This window comes from Streptomyces sp. NPDC001714 (assembly GCF_042892755.1).
In the GTDB taxonomy this organism is placed as follows: Bacteria; Actinomycetota; Actinomycetes; order Streptomycetales; family Streptomycetaceae; genus Streptomyces.
Window position 1 is genome coordinate 45,198 of the sequence record NZ_JBIAUL010000011.1, and the last position, 14,292, is coordinate 59,489.

At 72.2% G+C, this 14,292-nt stretch carries 17 protein-coding genes and 2 pseudogenes; 9 read left to right on the forward strand and 10 right to left on the reverse strand.

Annotated elements, in window-relative coordinates; genetic code table 11:
- Window positions 1–297: 297 nt before the first annotated feature.
- Both ACFY0P_RS27245 and ACFY0P_RS27250 read right to left on the reverse strand, forming a co-directional pair.
- Window positions 298–576: a hypothetical protein gene (locus ACFY0P_RS27245; protein WP_388918290.1), complete on the reverse strand. Its 279-nt coding sequence runs from the start codon at window positions 574–576 to the stop codon at window positions 298–300.
- A 78-nt stretch (window positions 577–654) separates the two neighbouring features.
- Window positions 655–1,095, reverse strand: a complete 441-nt coding sequence (locus ACFY0P_RS27250; protein ID WP_388918293.1) for an ATP-binding protein — start codon at window positions 1,093–1,095, stop codon at window positions 655–657.
- A gap of 264 nt (window positions 1,096–1,359) precedes the next feature.
- Here ACFY0P_RS27250 and ACFY0P_RS27255 point away from each other — a divergent pair, with 264 nt between their 5' ends.
- From ACFY0P_RS27255 to ACFY0P_RS27265, 3 genes are read left to right on the forward strand one after another with little or no spacing between them, the layout of a single operon-like run.
- Entirely contained in the window at window positions 1,360–2,235 is an 876-nt protein-coding gene (locus ACFY0P_RS27255; protein WP_388918296.1) for a helix-turn-helix domain-containing protein, read from the forward strand.
- The gene (locus ACFY0P_RS27260; protein ID WP_388918299.1) at window positions 2,232–2,492 is read left to right on the forward strand and encodes a DUF397 domain-containing protein; all 261 of its coding nucleotides are present in this window, start codon (window positions 2,232–2,234) and stop codon (window positions 2,490–2,492) included. Before ACFY0P_RS27255 ends, ACFY0P_RS27260 begins: the two co-directional genes overlap by 4 nt.
- A gap of 35 nt (window positions 2,493–2,527) precedes the next feature.
- Complete coding sequence (locus ACFY0P_RS27265) at window positions 2,528–3,334, forward strand: SAM-dependent methyltransferase (protein ID WP_388918301.1); 807 nt, start codon at window positions 2,528–2,530, stop codon at window positions 3,332–3,334.
- A 73-nt stretch (window positions 3,335–3,407) separates the two neighbouring features.
- Here the strand turns inward: ACFY0P_RS27265 and ACFY0P_RS27270 are convergent, their stop codons facing one another.
- Window positions 3,408–4,265, reverse strand: a complete 858-nt coding sequence (locus ACFY0P_RS27270; protein WP_388918304.1) for a chitosanase — start codon at window positions 4,263–4,265, stop codon at window positions 3,408–3,410.
- Window positions 4,266–4,416: 151 nt separating this feature from the next.
- Window positions 4,417–4,617 carry a hypothetical protein gene (locus tag ACFY0P_RS27275; RefSeq protein ID WP_388918307.1) on the reverse strand — a complete coding sequence of 67 codons (201 nt, stop codon included), beginning with the start codon at window positions 4,615–4,617 and terminating at the stop codon, window positions 4,417–4,419.
- Between the two features lie 210 nt (window positions 4,618–4,827).
- Between ACFY0P_RS27275 and ACFY0P_RS27280 the strand changes: the two genes are divergently transcribed.
- Window positions 4,828–5,610: an Fpg/Nei family DNA glycosylase gene (locus ACFY0P_RS27280; protein WP_388918310.1), complete on the forward strand. Its 783-nt coding sequence runs from the start codon at window positions 4,828–4,830 to the stop codon at window positions 5,608–5,610.
- Window positions 5,609–5,891 (forward strand): annotated as a pseudogene (locus ACFY0P_RS27285) (endo alpha-1,4 polygalactosaminidase); the annotation flags it as partial. The gene ACFY0P_RS27280 and the pseudogene ACFY0P_RS27285, both read left to right, overlap by 2 nt.
- A 20-nt stretch (window positions 5,892–5,911) precedes the next feature.
- Here the strand turns inward: ACFY0P_RS27285 and ACFY0P_RS27290 are convergent.
- Entirely contained in the window at window positions 5,912–6,484 is a 573-nt protein-coding gene (locus ACFY0P_RS27290; RefSeq protein WP_388918313.1) for a dihydrofolate reductase family protein, read from the reverse strand.
- 178 nt (window positions 6,485–6,662) lie between these two features.
- On the opposite strand from ACFY0P_RS27290, the gene ACFY0P_RS27295 reads away from it, so the two are divergent.
- Both ACFY0P_RS27295 and ACFY0P_RS27300 read left to right on the forward strand, forming a co-directional pair.
- Window positions 6,663–6,959: a hypothetical protein gene (locus ACFY0P_RS27295; protein ID WP_388918316.1), complete on the forward strand. Its 297-nt coding sequence runs from the start codon at window positions 6,663–6,665 to the stop codon at window positions 6,957–6,959.
- Window positions 6,960–7,069: 110 nt separating this feature from the next.
- Complete coding sequence (locus ACFY0P_RS27300; protein ID WP_388918319.1) at window positions 7,070–7,417, forward strand: tetratricopeptide repeat protein; 348 nt, start codon at window positions 7,070–7,072, stop codon at window positions 7,415–7,417.
- Window positions 7,418–7,484: 67 nt separating this feature from the next.
- Here the strand turns inward: ACFY0P_RS27300 and ACFY0P_RS27305 are convergent.
- From ACFY0P_RS27305 to ACFY0P_RS27315, 3 genes and pseudogenes are all read right to left on the reverse strand, one after another.
- A pseudogene (locus ACFY0P_RS27305) lies at window positions 7,485–8,433 on the reverse strand (M56 family metallopeptidase).
- Between the two features lie 6 nt (window positions 8,434–8,439).
- Window positions 8,440–8,856, reverse strand: coding sequence for a BlaI/MecI/CopY family transcriptional regulator (locus ACFY0P_RS27310; RefSeq protein ID WP_388918322.1), 417 nt, complete (start codon window positions 8,854–8,856; stop codon window positions 8,440–8,442).
- 60 nt (window positions 8,857–8,916) lie between these two features.
- Entirely contained in the window at window positions 8,917–10,365 is a 1,449-nt protein-coding gene (locus tag ACFY0P_RS27315; RefSeq protein ID WP_388919041.1) for a PepSY-associated TM helix domain-containing protein, read from the reverse strand.
- Window positions 10,366–10,487: 122 nt separating this feature from the next.
- On the opposite strand from ACFY0P_RS27315, the gene ACFY0P_RS27320 reads away from it, so the two are divergent.
- Window positions 10,488–11,132, forward strand: a complete 645-nt coding sequence (locus tag ACFY0P_RS27320) for a peptide deformylase (RefSeq protein ID WP_388918325.1) — start codon at window positions 10,488–10,490, stop codon at window positions 11,130–11,132.
- Between the two features lie 121 nt (window positions 11,133–11,253).
- Here the strand turns inward: ACFY0P_RS27320 and ACFY0P_RS27325 are convergent, their stop codons facing one another.
- Window positions 11,254–12,681, reverse strand: a complete 1,428-nt coding sequence (locus tag ACFY0P_RS27325) for a dihydrolipoyl dehydrogenase family protein (RefSeq protein ID WP_388918329.1) — start codon at window positions 12,679–12,681, stop codon at window positions 11,254–11,256.
- A gap of 136 nt (window positions 12,682–12,817) precedes the next feature.
- Between ACFY0P_RS27325 and trxA the strand changes: the two genes are divergently transcribed.
- On the forward strand, window positions 12,818–13,198 hold the full coding sequence (gene trxA / locus ACFY0P_RS27330; RefSeq protein ID WP_388918332.1) for a thioredoxin: 381 nt from the start codon (window positions 12,818–12,820) through the stop codon (window positions 13,196–13,198).
- 7 nt (window positions 13,199–13,205) lie between these two features.
- On the opposite strand, the gene ACFY0P_RS27335 is transcribed toward trxA, so the two are convergent.
- Window positions 13,206–14,252, reverse strand: coding sequence for a LacI family DNA-binding transcriptional regulator (locus tag ACFY0P_RS27335; RefSeq protein WP_388918335.1), 1,047 nt, complete (start codon window positions 14,250–14,252; stop codon window positions 13,206–13,208).
- Window positions 14,253–14,292 lie beyond the last annotated feature (40 nt).

The following is a 14,292-nucleotide window of genomic DNA, read 5'->3' on the forward strand; positions in this document are numbered from 1 at the left end:
GATCACGAACCGGCGGATTCAGTTTGTCCGGATAAGAGCATTACCTGCCACTTGTCCCATGGGCGTGAACGCATGCCAGGCGTGAGCCGTCAGGCCTGGATTCCCTTGGTTTCACGCTCGGAGGCGGAGCGCGCGAATCACCCGAACGGCGGCCCCCCGGCCGGCGGCCCCCGTCTCGGGCGCCGGCATCGGCCGAGGAACGGGGCGGCCGTGGCGTGCGGTGGTCGTACAGGGATCGGTGCCTGCGCCGGCGGGGGTTCTCACCGCCGGCGCGGGGACACGGATCCTCAGGTCACGTCAGTGGTCGGCACCGTCCGCCGCCGCGGCGGTCTCGTGTGCCGCGATGCCGACGAAGCGGCGCACGGTCTCCACGGGCATGTCGAGCCCCTCGGAGGCGGCGCGCTCGTCACCGAACACCTGCACCGCCTCGGCGACGGCCACCGCCAGCTCGGCTTCCGCCTTGCGGAGCTTGACCTCGGCCTTGTCCACGGTGTCGACCACCGCCAGCTGGCGGCGCTGCTTCTCCTGGAGCCGCTGCTTACGGGAGAGCGTTTTGTCAGAGTTCTGCACAGTCACGACCAAGATCATATGCGGGCCCGTGCACCCGCATGAAATCGGCAACTCCAGCCCTCCGACTCCTTGTTCACTCCACCGTCAGGCCGTCAGCGTCGCCCACACCGCGTGGCCGCTGGTGAGCCTCGACCGGTCGACGCCCCAGGAGTCGGCGAGTTGCTCGACGAGCAGCAGCCCCCGGCCGCCCTCGTCGTCAGGACCCGGGTCGCGCCGGGGCAGGCCGCGGCCGGAGTAGTCGTGGTCGTGGACCTCGAGCCGCAGGCATCCGTCGGCGACCAGTCCCATGCCGCACAGGATCCGCACGCTCAGTGTGTGGATGACGGCGTTGGTGGCCAGTTCGGACACGAGCAGCACCGCGTTCTCGCACAGCTCGCGGGAGAGGCCCCACTCGGTGAGCCGGGCTCTCACGGAACGGCGGGCGACTCTGACGCTGGAGCGGTGCGAGGGCAGCTCGATCCAGTGCGCCTGGTCGGGCGCGACAACGTCCAACAGGTCGCGGGGGGAGGTCGCGTGGGGGGACACGATGGCTGCCTTCCGTAAGGCGGGCGCGGCGGAGAGCAAGCAGAACAGAGCGGAGCAGGCAAAGCGGGCAGGTCAGAGCAACGGCCCCACGGGGAACGGGGGATCCCCGTGAGCGTGACCGCGATTCACTCAAGTAATCATGCGCGCATGCGAGTTCAGGCTGCAACCGACTCCCTGATAATTTCAGGATGCCGGTATCCGTCTGGCTGCTTCAGCAAGTGCCTGTCACACTCGTCCGGGTGACAGTCCCTCAGGAGGTAGGGCGTGAGCGAAGGCCGTTCGAACGCGGGGAGCACCAGTGCGCCCACCGTGCTGCGCATGATCCTGGGCCGCAGGCTCCAGGAGCGGCGCCAGGACGCGGGCGTGTCACTGGACGACGCGGCGCGGGCCCTTCGGGTCACACCCCTGACCATCCGCCGGCTGGAGAAGGCGGAGGTCACCCTCAAACCCCTCTACGTGGAGAAACTGCTCGAGACCTACGGCGCCGACCGTCAGGAGCGGGACGAGTTCGTCGCCTTCGCCGAGCGCGCCAACGAACCCGGCTGGTGGCACACCTACCGCGATGTGCTGCCCACCTGGTTCAGCGCCTACGTGAGCCTGGAGACCGGCGCGACGACCCTGCGCACGTACGAGCCGCACTACGCCACGGGGTTGCTGCAGACCCGGGAGTACGCGCGCCATGTGCTCAGCGGCGGTTTCCCCAACGACAGCGACGAGGATCTGGAGCGGCGGGTGAACCTGCGGCTGCGCCGTCAGGTCCTGCTGGAGCGCTCCGACGCGCCGACGCTGTGGGTGGTGATGGAGGAGGCCGTGCTGCACCGGGTGGTCGGCGGCCCCGAGGTGATGCGGGAGCAGATCGAGCGGCTGCTGGAGGCATCGGAGCTGCCGCACGTCAGCGTCGACGTCGTCCCGTTCACCGCCGGTGCCCATGTGGGCGTGTGCGCCCCGTTCACCTACTTCCGCTTCGCCGAGCCCGAACTGCCGGACGTCGTCTACACCGAGGTCCTCTCCGGCGCGATGTACCTGGACCAGCGCTCCGACGTCGCCGCCCACCTGGAGGCGCACAACCGCATGTCCCTGCTCACTTCCGACGCGCAGAGCAGGGCGCTCCTGAACCGCATGCGCAAGGAGTACTCATGACCGCCTTCGACGGCAGCATCCACGACGTGTACAACGGCATGCCCGCATCGGACCTGGGGGAACAAGGCTGGGAGTCGCCCTGGAGCGGCCCCAACGGCGGTCAGTGCGTACAGACGAAGCAGCTCGCCGACGGCAGGATCGCCCTGCGCCAGTCGACGGATCCGGCCGGCCCCGCGCTGATCTACACCCCGGAGGAGATCACCGCGTTCGTCGCGGGGGTCAAACGGGGCCTCGCCGACCACCTGACCACCGGATGACCTCTCCCCCACACTCCCCCTCTGAAAGGTTCGGAATGACCAACTCGCCCGCGGCGCGGGACATCGACACCAGCAGGCCCCACTCCGCCCGCATGTACGACTACTACCTCGGCGGCAAGGACCACTTCGACGTCGACAAGCAGGCGGCCGAGACCGTGGCGTCCGCCTACCCGGGCATCTTCGTGTGCGCGCGGGAGAACCGCGCCTTCATGCACCGGGCGACGCGTGTCCTCGCCCGCGAGCACGGCATCCGGCAGTGGCTCGACATCGGCACTGGCATCCCCACCGAGCCGAACCTGCACCAGGTGGCCCAGTCCGTGGTCCCCGACGCACGGGTCGTGTACGCCGACAACGACCCGCTGGTGCTCAAGTACGCCGAGCGTCTGATGCGCAGCACGTCGGAGGGCCGTACCACCTACATAGAGGCGGACGTCAACGACCCGCAGACGCTGCTCGACGCCCCCGAACTGGCGGAGGTCCTGGACCTCGGCCGGCCGGTGGCGCTGTCCCTCAACGCGCTGATGCACTTCGTGACGGACGCGCAGGACCCGTACGGGATCGTGGACCGGCTGCTCGCCGTGCTTCCCTCGGGCAGCGCGCTGGCCCTGAGCCACTGCACGCCCGACTTCGACCCGGACACCTGGCAGAAGGTCACCGACATCTACAACCACGCCGGAACCCCGGTGCAGTTCCGTTCGCGGGCGGACGTGGCGCGCTTCTTCGACGGGCTGGAACTGCTCGAACCCGGTGTGTCCGTCGGCCACCGCTGGCGTCCGGACACCGAGCCGACCGCCACCGACGCGGAGGTCAGCCTGTGGACCGGGGTGGGCATCAAGCCGTAGGGGCCATTCCGAGGGGGGATCCGCCTCCGGGCTGTCGTACCGCATGGGGGTGCGGTACGACAGCCCGGGGGTGTCAGCCGATGTGGTAGCTGTCGCCGTACACCTTCCAGTCCAGCGGGGTGTTCAGGCACAGGTTGCCCTTGTTCAGGAAGACCCGCTGCTCGGTGTCGACCCTGGTGGTGTCGCTGTGCGCCTCCTCCTGCTTCATGGCCCACACCCGGGCGTCGAGGAAGGCGTTGATGTACGTCTTCTCGTTGCCGCCCTGCGCCGGCGGCTTGGCCTTGCCGAGGGCGCGCTTGCGTATGTTGCGGAAGCTGGTGGCGTCGTCGCCGTCGCCGTGCATGACGATGGCGTCGTAGTAGGTGAACTGCCCCAGCGTGCCCAGCCCGTCCGTCTTGCCCTGCTGCACGGCCGGGTTGAAGTACACGCGGTCGCGTTCGTCGTTCTGCGCCTGCTGGAAGGCGGTGTCCTGGGCCGCCTTGCGCCAGTCCGCCGGGAAGTTCGGGTCGAGGCCGCTGTGCGAGTCGGTGCCGTTGACCCGGCGCAGGGCGGGGAGGTACTTGGCGAGCACGTTGCCGGGCTTGCGGTCGGTGTAGAGCTGGACGAGGTCGAGCATGTCGCCGGTGCCGGAGCAGAAGCCGATGATCCCGGCTGTGTAGCCGCGGCCGTCGCCGATGTCCTCGATGTACTTGTACTGCGCCTTCCAGTCGAGCGAGGAGTTCTCCGCGCTCGACACCAGCTTCATGGCGATCTCCTTCTTCGCCGGGTCGTCGAGGCCCACGCAGCTCGCGGCCGTCGCGGCGGCGGAGGCGTGCGCCGGGCGCAGCAGCACGGCTCCGGCACCTACGGCGGACGCTCCGAGCAGGGCGAGCAGCGCGCGGCGGGAGGTCAGGACCGGATTCGTCGGGGTGGTGTCGTTCGGGTTCCGCACAGGGACTCCAGTGGGGGGTTGCGGTCGGTCATCGATAGGAAGGTTTCCTATCAGTAGACTCCGCTGATGTGTACCCGTCACACAGAAAGTTCGTAGGGTCGAACAAGTCCGCCGGTGCGGTACGGGGCCGACTCGGGTCAGCCGGTCCGGGTCAGCCGGTGGCGGTCCAGGCCTTGGGGCCGATGCCGCGCCACTCGATCAGCTCGGGGTCGTCGACCGTCGTACTGGCCTCGGGCAGGCCCGCGCGACGCAGGAACTCGACGATGTCGAGCAGGTGGTACGCGGTGCCGACGTACTCTCCGCGGATGGTGACCCGCCGGCCGCCGTCGGGGCCCGGCGGCTGCACGATCACAGGCGCGCCTTCCATAGTGTCCGGATGCCCCCCGGCGACACGGATCATGCGGCGGACCGTGCCGTCGAAGGGCGGCTCCGACCTGCCGCGCCCCGCTCCCGCCCCTCGCGACGGTTGGCGGAGGCGAACGCGGCTACCCGGCAGGGGTCCGCGAGCACGATGCACGACGGACGTTCCGCCGATCCGCCGGGGGCACCGCCGGGAGGAAGCATGCCGGAGTTGCCGGACGTCGAGGGTTTTCGCCAGGTGCTGGACTCCTGCGGCCGGGGGCGCCGCGTCCGGCGCGTCGACGTGCGGGACGCGGGCGTCCTGCGCGGTGTCGGCGCGCGGCGGCTGCGGCGGGAGGTCGAGGGCCGGCGACTGGGCCGGCCGCACCGCCACGGAAAGTTCCTGGTCGCACCGGTCGGCGACGGCCCGGCCCTGGTGTGGCACTTCGGCATGACCGGCAAACTGATACCGGCCTCGGCCGACGAGCCCCTGGACCGGCACGACCGGGTCGTCCTCACGCTCGACGGCGAACGGCAACTGCGCTATCGCGACCAGCGCAAACTCCAGGGCGTACGCCTCGCGGACGGACCCGAGGCGGTGGAGCGCATCCTGGCCGGCCTGGGGCCCGACGCCCTCGACCTGGACCGAGAGGACTTCCTGGCGCTGCTCGCCGGACGGCGGGGCACCGTCAAGGGGCTGCTGATGGACCAGTCCGCCGTCGCCGGCCTCGGGAACCTGCTCTGCGACGAGATCCTGTGGCGGGCCCGGGTCGCCCCGACGCGGCCGGCGCGGGACCTCGACGAGGCCGAGGCACGTCAGGTGTTCACGGCGATGCGGCGGGTGCTCGCCACGTCCTGCCGCGCCGCCCGCGTACCGCCCCGCCCCGGCTGGCTCACCGGCCACCGCGACGACACCGAACCGGCCTGCCCCCGCTGCGGCACCCCCCTGCGCTCCCGCCGCGTCTCCGGCCGCCGCACGGTCTGGTGCCCGGCCTGCCAGCACTGACATGTGCCGGGACAAGGACTCCGACGCGTTGGAGCCCGACCTGGTGGAGGGCTACGGCGACACCGGATTCCGGCTCACCGCCGGCCGGCTCCGCCGCAACCCCGTGATCGCGGACATCGCCCATGAACGCGACCTGTCCGTGGATCTCGAGAACGACCCTCGCGCAGATCCCGCAGCCGCTCGCCGACGTCGACTTCGCGGTCGACGAGGAGTGCGCCCGGTACGACGAGTGCGCGCGCCTCACCCCGTTCGTCGAGGCGGGCAAGGCGGTGTTCCAGGTGGCCGCGCGGCGCGGTGCGGCTCAGCGGACGACGTCGAAGACGTTCTTCTGCACGCCGTTCGCATAGACCTCGTGCTCGACCAGCTTCAGCTGCCGGGTGTCCTTGTCCGAGGCGCTGAACAGACGCTTGCCCGCGCCGAGCAGCAGCGGGTACACGAGCAGGTGGTAGCGGTCGATCAGGCCCGCGTCGGACAGGGCGCGGTGGAGCGAGGCGCTGCCGTGGACGATGACGGGACCGCCCTCGGTCTCCTTGAGGGCGGCGACCTCGTCGAGCGAGCGCAGGATCGTGGTCTCACCCCAGTCCGACACCAGGTCGCCCTCGGTGAGGGTGGTCGAGACGACGTATTTCGGCAGCGCGTTGTAGTGGGCGAACTCCGCCATGTCCGGCCACACCGGGCTGAACGCCTCGTAGCTGGCCCGGCCCATCAGGACCGCGGTCGACTCCTTCTGCTCGCGTTCCTTGATCTCGAACGCCTCGGGGACGAACTCGACGCCCTTGAACGTCCACCCGGAGTTCCGGTAGCCGGGCTCGCCGCCCGGGGCCTCGACGACACCGTCGAGAGAGATGAAGGCAGTGCTGATCAGGGTACGCATCGGGTTTCCTCGCCGTCTCGGGTCCACTGCGGTTCGCGGTGGTCCCAGGATCCAGCCGACAATTAATATTGTCAAGAAAACTCAACTTGTCGGTTCAGTATCCGCACCGGAGCCCGGCGACGCCGTGTGATCCGCCGTAGCGCAGGTACTCGACGGGGCAGAACCATTTCCTGAGGAGATGACTGGGATGCTGTTCCTCGGACTCCTTCTGCTCGCGGCGACCGTCGCCTTCACCGCCCTGGCGATCGCCGGCAACCTGTCCGGCGGACCCGGCTACACCGTGTCCGTGCTCGACCACCACATCGCCACGCTCGGCCCGCTGGCGATCTTCTGCGCCGGTCTCGCGCTGGCGCTGATCTTCTGCCTGGGCCTGGCCGTCATGACCGGCGGTGCGGTCCATCACCGCCGTGGCCCGCGAGCGGGCAGCACCGGTACCACGCCCGGCCGCTTCACGGGGCCCGCCGCCGGTGCCTGACCTCACCGGGCCCGCGCGGAGGCGGCCGGCGTCATGCCGCCAGCCCCTCGGCAGAGTTGGTGGAATTTTCAACCAACCCTGTCTGTTGTCGGGGTCCAAGGAGGTCACGAGTGGACACGACGTACTACGACCAGGGAACCGCCGCCGAGCGCTGGGCCCGGGCCCAGCTGTTCTTCGACGCCAAGGACTACACGGGCGCCGCGCAGGTGCTCGCCGGGCTGGTCGAGGAGGTGCCGGAGCAGACCGGTCCCCGGCTGCTGCTGGCGCGCGCCTACTACCACTCGGCCCAACTGCGCCGCGCGGAGGCCGAGTTGCGCGAGATCATCGAGCGCGACCCGGTCGAGCACTACGCCCGGCTGATGCTGGGCCGTACGCTCCAGCGGCAGGCCCGCCACGAGGAGGCGGAGCCGCATCTGCGGATCGCCTCGGCGCTGGCCGGGGACTTCCCGGAGGAATGAGCCGCAGCTGACGAGGAGGGGCTCCCGGCATGGCCGGGGGCCCCTTTCGCCGTCGTACGCACGGACGTCACAGCGGTGCGGCCGCGCGCAGGATCAGGAACAGCGTCACCGCCGAGTTCGCCGAGGACATCGCCGACACGAGGGTGCCCGCCGCGGCACCCCAGAGGGCGAGGCCGGCCGCGGTGAACGCGGAGGGCCAGCTGCGGGCCACCGGGGCGGGGCCGAGCAGGGCGGCGACCCGGCGCGGCACCGGGCCGGTGGCGGCCACCGCGGCCAGCGTCGGCGCCGGAGTGCCCGCGGACAGCAGCGCCGCCTTGCCGATGGCCCGCGCGACCGTGCGCCGGTCCGCAACCGAGCGGGCCGCCTCCTCGTCCGCCCAGCGCTCGGCCGTGTAGCGGACGGCGGTGCGCAGGGGGCGCAGGAAGGGGTTGGCGCGTGCCGCCAGGTGGACGGCGAGCAGGTGCCGGTGGTGCCGGGCCGCGAGGTGGGCGCGTTCGTGGGCGAACAGGGCCCGGCGTTCGCCCGGGGCGAGGCCGTCGAGGAGCGCGGTCGTGACGACGATCCGGTCGGGGAGCGCGTAGGCGTAGGGCGTGCTGTCGGGCAGGACGGCGACCGCACGGCCGGGCAGCGCGGCGAGCGTCCGACGGGCCCGCCGGGTGACCCGGCGGTGCCGGTGGAGGGTCCCGCCGCACAGGACCGCGACCGCGGCGAGGGCGGGGATGGCGGCGCGGCCGGCGATCTCGTCGTGCGGGACGGCGGCCCGCACCTCCGGGTCGGACCAGCCGTCCGGGTGGGGGTCCCCCCGGACGGAGTCTGGGGGAGGGGTTGCCGGGGAGCTGGGCGGTGCCGACCACCATCAGCAGGGCGAGGCAGAGCGTGCTGCACCCGGCCATGACCACGGCCATCGCGGTGAGCAGCGGGGTGGCGGTGCGCGGATGCAGCCGCCCCTCGGCCAGCCGGGCGACGGGCCACGCGGTCAGCGGCAGGACCAGCGGCAGGAAGACGAAGACCCCCATGGGCGGTCAGTCTTCCGTACCTCCGTGGTCCGTGGGCGGGACGTTCCGAGTGTTCACCGGGCCCGGTCCGGCGGCCTCCAGCAGGGCCCGCAGCACCTGCTCGTCACCGGGCGGCAGGGCGGTGACGAAGCTGGCGAGCACCGCCTCGCGGTCCCGTTCGCCGTCGAGGAGCCGGCGCATCCGCAGGGCGGCGAGCCGGGCCACGTCGGCGGTCGGCGTCCACAGGAAGGCGCGGCCCTGCCGTTCGCGGGCGACGACGTCCTTGGCGAGCAGCCGGGTCAGGATGGTCACGACGGTGGTGTAGGCGAGGTCGCCGCCGAGCCGCTCCTGCACCCAGGCGGCGGTGACGGGACCGCCGGCCTCGCGCAGCGCACCCAGCACCTGGCCCTCCAGCTCCCCCTGCCCCCGCCGGGCCCGCGCCATCGTCCCGCCTCCCTCCGGCGTCAGCGTGTCGTGACACGCGCATCAGCGTGTCTCACCACGCTACTTCACGCCGGCCCTGCCCCCGTACGTCCGCCTGCCGCGACGGTGCGCGATCTCGCCGAGCGCGATGTCCAGGGCTAGGAAGGCGGCCAGCGGGATCCCGAGCAGCGGCACGAACCAGCCGAGGACCGCGATCCCCGCCATCGCCGGGACGAGGAGGTACGGCGGGACCTCCGCCCAGGACCCGCGCGGGACCGGCCGGCCGAAGGCGGAGCCGCGGCCGCGCTGCCACCACATGCGGTAGCCCCACACGATCAGCAGGATCAGGGCGAGCGCGAGCAGGGCCAGGGCGAGCTGGTTGACGAGGCCGAAGAGGATGCCGGTGTGCAGGTCGATGCCCCAGCGGGTGAGTTTGGCGAGAACCGGATAGTCGGCGAAGCGCAGGACGTCGGTCACCTCGCCGTTGCCCGGGTCCACGGCGACGGAGTCCTGCTTCTCGGGCCAGCTGCGCTGGACCTGCCGCACCACGTAGGCGCTCTTCGCGTCGGCCGGCGGGACGATCTCGACGGGGTCCCCGAGTCCTTCGGCGCGGGCGGCCGCGAGCACCTTGTCCAGGCCGACGCCGTGCTCGGCGTCACCGCCGTTCCCGGCCGCCGTACCGTGTCCCGCGTGCTCGCCGCCGCTCGCGGCCGCGGAGACGGACGGGGTGGCCTGGCCGAGGGAGGTGCGCAGCTCGTCGATGTTGGCGCCGGCGTAGGTGGACCAGGTCAGGCCGGTCGCCGAGAGGAAGACGAAGCCGGCCGCGGCCCAGACGCCGACGGTGCCGTGCAGGCCCAGCGTGCGCCGTCGCCCGCTGGTGCCGCGCACCTTGCGCAGCGCCCGCCGCCGGGCGAACCACAGCACCAGGCCGCCGCCCGCGATCACCCACAGCCAGCTCGCCGCGAACTCGCTGTACAGCCGCCCGGTGTCGCCGAGGTGGAGGTCGCGGTGGAGTTCGTCGATCCAGGTGCGCAACGGGAGCGCGCCCGTCGAGCCGTACTGTTCGAGCGCGCCACGCACCTTGCCGGTGTACGGGTCGACGAACACCGCGAGGGTGTGGTCCGGATTCACGCCCTGCACACCCGACAGCAGCACCCTGGTGGTCGCGTCCGCCTCGGGCGACGGCCGTATCGCGGAGACCGTGCCCTCGGGGTGGGCCTTGCGGGCGGCGGCGACCTGCTCGCCGATCGGCAGCTTGCGCTCGCCCACCGGGACGGTCAGCTCATGGGTGTACACCAGCTTCTCGGCCTGGAAGGAGAAGGCGTACAGCAGGCCGGTGGCGGCGGCGACGAGCAGGAAGGGGGCGACCAGGACGCCGGCGTAGAAGTGCAGGCGCAGGACGAGGGGGCGCAGCGGGGCCCAGCGGCTCGGGGACGCGGCCGGGGCGGTGGGTTGCGGGGCCTCGTCCGATGGGGGTCCCCCCGATCGAGCGGAGCCGGGATCGGGGGAGGTCGAGGGGGCGATGGACATCGAGGGCTTCTCCGGGGACTGGTGCGGAGCGGGGACGGTCCAGTAGTCGGACCGCTCCCGGGCGGAGTTCCCCACGGTCGAAGTGACCTGAGTCACAGGCCACGCCATGGCATGCTGGCTCGATGGCATCCCCCCGTGATCGCGCACCCCTTGCCGAGCGGATCGAGGAACTCCTCGCCCCCGGCGGCCCGTTGCCCATCGTCGCGGCCGGCGACCCGGTACTGCGGCGCGGAACCGAGCCGTACGACGGCCAGTTGGCCCCGGCCCTGCTGGCCCGCCTCGTCGAGGCACTGCGCGTCACCATGCACGCGGCGCCGGGCGTGGGCCTGGCCGCACCCCAGGTCGGCGTCCCGCTGCGGATCGCGGTCGTCGAGGATCCGGCACCGGTGCCGGAGGAGGTGGCGCTGGCCCGGGGCCGGGTCCCGCAGCCGTTCCGGGTGCTGGTCAACCCGGTCTACGAACCCGTCGGCACCGCCCGCGCCGCGTTCTTCGAGGGCTGCCTGAGCGTGCCGGGCTGGCAGGCGGTGGTGGCCCGGCCCGCGAGCGTCCGGCTGACCGGCGCGGACGAGCACGGGCACCCGCTGGACGAGGTGTTCACCGGGTGGCCGGCCCGCATCGTCCAGCACGAGACCGACCACCTCGACGGCACGCTCTACCTGGACCGGGCGGAGCTGCGCTCACTGTCCTCCAACGCCGCCATGGCGGAGCGCTGGACGCAGCCGACCCCGGCGACGGCGGCGGACGAGCTGGGCTTCACACTGCCCTGAGCGCCATCGCGCCTCATCAGGGGCGCTGGGGGTCCCCCCGGCCGAAGGTAGGGGGAGGAACTGCGCGACAAGCCCCCACCGGCCCGCAGACAACCCACGCGCCCCGTCCCCTCCTTCGGCCCTACCCCCGGTACGCCTCGAGCAGCCGCAACCACACCTCACTCAACGTCGGATAAGACGGCACCGCATGCCACAACCGGCTGATCGGCACCTCCCCGGCCACGGCGATCGTCGCCGAGTGGATCAGCTCACCCACCCCCGGCCCCACGAAAGTGACCCCGCGCAGGGTCTCCGACTCCAGGTCGACGACCATCCGGGCCCGCCCCTTGTAGCCGTCGGCGTACAGGCCCGCCCCGGCGACCGACGAGAACTCGACGTCGACGGCCCGCACCCGGTGACCGGCCTGCTCCGCCTCGGCGAGGGAGAGCCCGACGGCCGCCGCCTCCGGGTCGGTGAAGACGACCTGCGGTACGGCGTGCCGGTCGGCGGTGGCCACGTGCGCACCCCACGGAGCGTCCAGGAGCGGCGTGTCCGCGACGCGCGCCGCTATCGCCGCGCCCGCGATCCGGGCCTGGTACTTGCCCTGGTGGGTGAGGAGCGCCCGGTGGTTGACGTCCCCGACGGCGTAGAGCCAGTCGGTGCCCTCGACCAGGAGGGTGTCGTCGACCGGCAGCCAGGAACCCGGCTCCAGACCGACCGTGTCGAGGCCGATGTCGTCGGTGTGCGGGACGCGTCCGGTGGCGAAGAGGATCTCGTCGGCCTCGATGCGGTCGCCGCCGTCGGTCACGGCCACCACCGTGCCGTTCTCGCGGGTGACCGCCCGGACGGAGGTACCGGTGCGGACGTCGACACCGGCCTCCTTGAGCGCGTCGGCGACGAGTTCGCCGGCGAACGGCTCCATGCGGCCCAGCAGCCCCTTGCCGCGGACCAGGAGGGTGACCCGGGAGCCGAGGGCCTGCCAGGCGGTCGCCATCTCGGTGGCGACGACACTGCCGCCGACGACGATCAGCCGGCCGGGCGTCTCCTGGGCACTGGTGGCCTCGCGGCTGGTCCAGGGCCTCACCTCGGCGAGGCCGGGCAGGTCGGGCAGCTGGGCGCGGGTGCCGGTGGCGACGGCCACCGCGTGCCGGGCGGTGAGGGTGGTGAGGGTCCCGTCGGAGCCGGTCACGGTGACCGTGCGGGGCCCGGCGAGGCGGCCGTGGCCGCGGTAGAGGTCGGCGCTGATGCCGTTCAGCCAGCCGACCTGGCCGTCGTCCTTCCAGTTCGAGGTGAAGTAGTTGCGGCGGACGAGCACCGCCGGGGCGTCGAGGGGGCCCTGGACCGCCTGGGCGAGGCCGGGCAGGCGGCGGGCGTCGGCCTGGGCGATGACCGGGCGCAGCAGCGCCTTGCTGGGCATACAGGCCCAGTACGAGCATTCGCCGCCGACGAGTTCGCTCTCCACGACCGCGGTGGTGAGGCCGGCCGCACGGGTGCGGTCGGCGACGTTCTCCCCCACGGGCCCGGCCCCGAGCACCACGACGTCGTAAGCGATGGATTCCGTTTCCGTCATGGGGCCAGTCTTGCGGTTGGTGTGCGCGGAGGCCACACGGGTAGGCAGCCGGAATACCTGCCCGGCCGGACATGTTGTCGCGAGCGGTTCCGCCCCGCCCCGGGGCGCCCCCCACGTCAGGAAGAGGGAAGCACGCATGAGCAGCACCGTGGAGCTCACCAAGGAGAACTTCGACCAGACGGTCACCGAGAACGAGTTCGTCCTCATCGACTTCTGGGCGTCCTGGTGCGGCCCGTGCCGGATGTTCGCGCCGGTCTACGAGAAGGCCGCGCAGGACAACCCCGACCTGGTCTTCGGCAAGGTGGACACCGAGGCGCAGCCGGAGCTGGCGCAGGCCTTCGGCATCCAGTCGATCCCGACCCTGATGATCGTCCGCGACCAGGTCGCCGTCTTCGCCCAGCCGGGTGCCCTGCCGGAGGCCGCCCTGACGGACGTCATCGGCCAGGCCCGCAAGCTGGACATGGACGAGGTCCGCAAGAGCATCGCCACGCAGCAGGCCGGTGCGCAGGGCGAGTAAGGCTCGATCAGCTGGACTCCCGCTGCACCACCGAGGCGCCGAGCACCCGGTGCGTCTCCGGTTCGCCGCCGGGGTCGCGCACCACGCGGTCGACCAGCTCGGCGAGGTCGGGGCCGGAGGGCAGGGCGATGTGGATCGTGGAGAGCCGGGGCCGCAACAGCCGTCCGAGCATCAGGTCGTCGGCGCCGAGCACCGCGGTGTCCTCGGGGATGCGCAGGCCCTCGTCCTGGAGGGCGCGCATTAACAGCATCGCGTACTCGTCGTTGTACGCGAACACCGCGTCGATCCCCAACTCCGGCCAGCGTGCGGCGAGTTCAGCTGCCGACTGTTCCGTGTAGCCGAGCGGCACCGCGGTCACCTCGGCGTCGGTGCCGCGCAGGGCCTGGCGCACACCTTCGAGGCGGGGCCGGGAGTAGGTCTCCAGGCCGGTCTCCTCGGGGACGATCACGCCGATCCGGCGCCGGCCGCGGGCGTACAGGTGGCGTCCGGCGCAGTGGCCGACGGCGTCGTGGTCCATCAGCAGGGCGTGGGCGCCCTCGACGCGTTCCGGGCCGAAGGTGACCACGGCGCGGGCGCCGGCCCGCTTGAGGACCGCGACGCCCTCGGGGCCGAGCTCGGCGTCCGGGGCCAGTACGGCCACCGGCCTCAACTCGGCCCAGGCGCGGGCGGCTTCGTCTCCGCGGAGGCCCGCGGTGCCGAACTGGACGACCGTGTAGTCGAGGCGGCTGAGGGCCCACTGGAGGTCGTTGATGAACTCGCCGTACAGCGGGCCCATCGCGATGGCCGGGGCGGGCATAAGGACCATCCGGCTGTGTCCGGCGCGCAGGCTGCGGGCGGCCGCGTGGGGGACGTACCCGAGTTCCTTCGCGGCATCGTGGACCCTGCGGCGGGTGGGCTCGCTGATCCGGACGGCACTGGTGTTGTTGAGGACGTAGGAGACGGTCGCGCGGGAGACGCCGGCCAGGCGGGCCACATCGGCACTCGTGGGGACCGAGCGCGGGACCGGCGACGCCGCCGAGGGCGGTTTCGGGATGTGCACCATGACGTACGGCATCTTGGCAGAAGCCCGGGGAGGCGGGACCGGCGGGGCAAGA

Excerpts from the sequence above, each read along its gene's own strand:
- ACFY0P_RS27310 (WP_388918322.1), bottom strand. The coding sequence starts at position 8,856 with ATGGCGCGGGCCCGGCGGGGGCAGGGGGAGCTGGAGGGCCAGGTGCTG.
- ACFY0P_RS27290 (WP_388918313.1), bottom strand. The coding sequence starts at position 6,484 with ATGCGTACCCTGATCAGCACTGCCTTCATCTCTCTCGACGGTGTCGTC.
- ACFY0P_RS27325 (WP_388918329.1), bottom strand. The coding sequence starts at position 12,681 with ATGACGGAAACGGAATCCATCGCTTACGACGTCGTGGTGCTCGGGGCC.
- ACFY0P_RS27265 (WP_388918301.1), top strand. The coding sequence starts at position 2,528 with ATGACCAACTCGCCCGCGGCGCGGGACATCGACACCAGCAGGCCCCAC.
- ACFY0P_RS27315 (WP_388919041.1), bottom strand. The coding sequence starts at position 10,365 with ATGTCCATCGCCCCCTCGACCTCCCCCGATCCCGGCTCCGCTCGATCG.
- ACFY0P_RS27335 (WP_388918335.1), bottom strand. The coding sequence starts at position 14,252 with ATGCCGTACGTCATGGTGCACATCCCGAAACCGCCCTCGGCGGCGTCG.
- ACFY0P_RS27295 (WP_388918316.1), top strand. The coding sequence starts at position 6,663 with ATGACTGGGATGCTGTTCCTCGGACTCCTTCTGCTCGCGGCGACCGTC.
- ACFY0P_RS27280 (WP_388918310.1), top strand. The coding sequence starts at position 4,828 with ATGCCGGAGTTGCCGGACGTCGAGGGTTTTCGCCAGGTGCTGGACTCC.
- trxA (WP_388918332.1), top strand. The coding sequence starts at position 12,818 with ATGAGCAGCACCGTGGAGCTCACCAAGGAGAACTTCGACCAGACGGTC.
- ACFY0P_RS27260 (WP_388918299.1), top strand. The coding sequence starts at position 2,232 with ATGACCGCCTTCGACGGCAGCATCCACGACGTGTACAACGGCATGCCC.
- ACFY0P_RS27320 (WP_388918325.1), top strand. The coding sequence starts at position 10,488 with ATGGCATCCCCCCGTGATCGCGCACCCCTTGCCGAGCGGATCGAGGAA.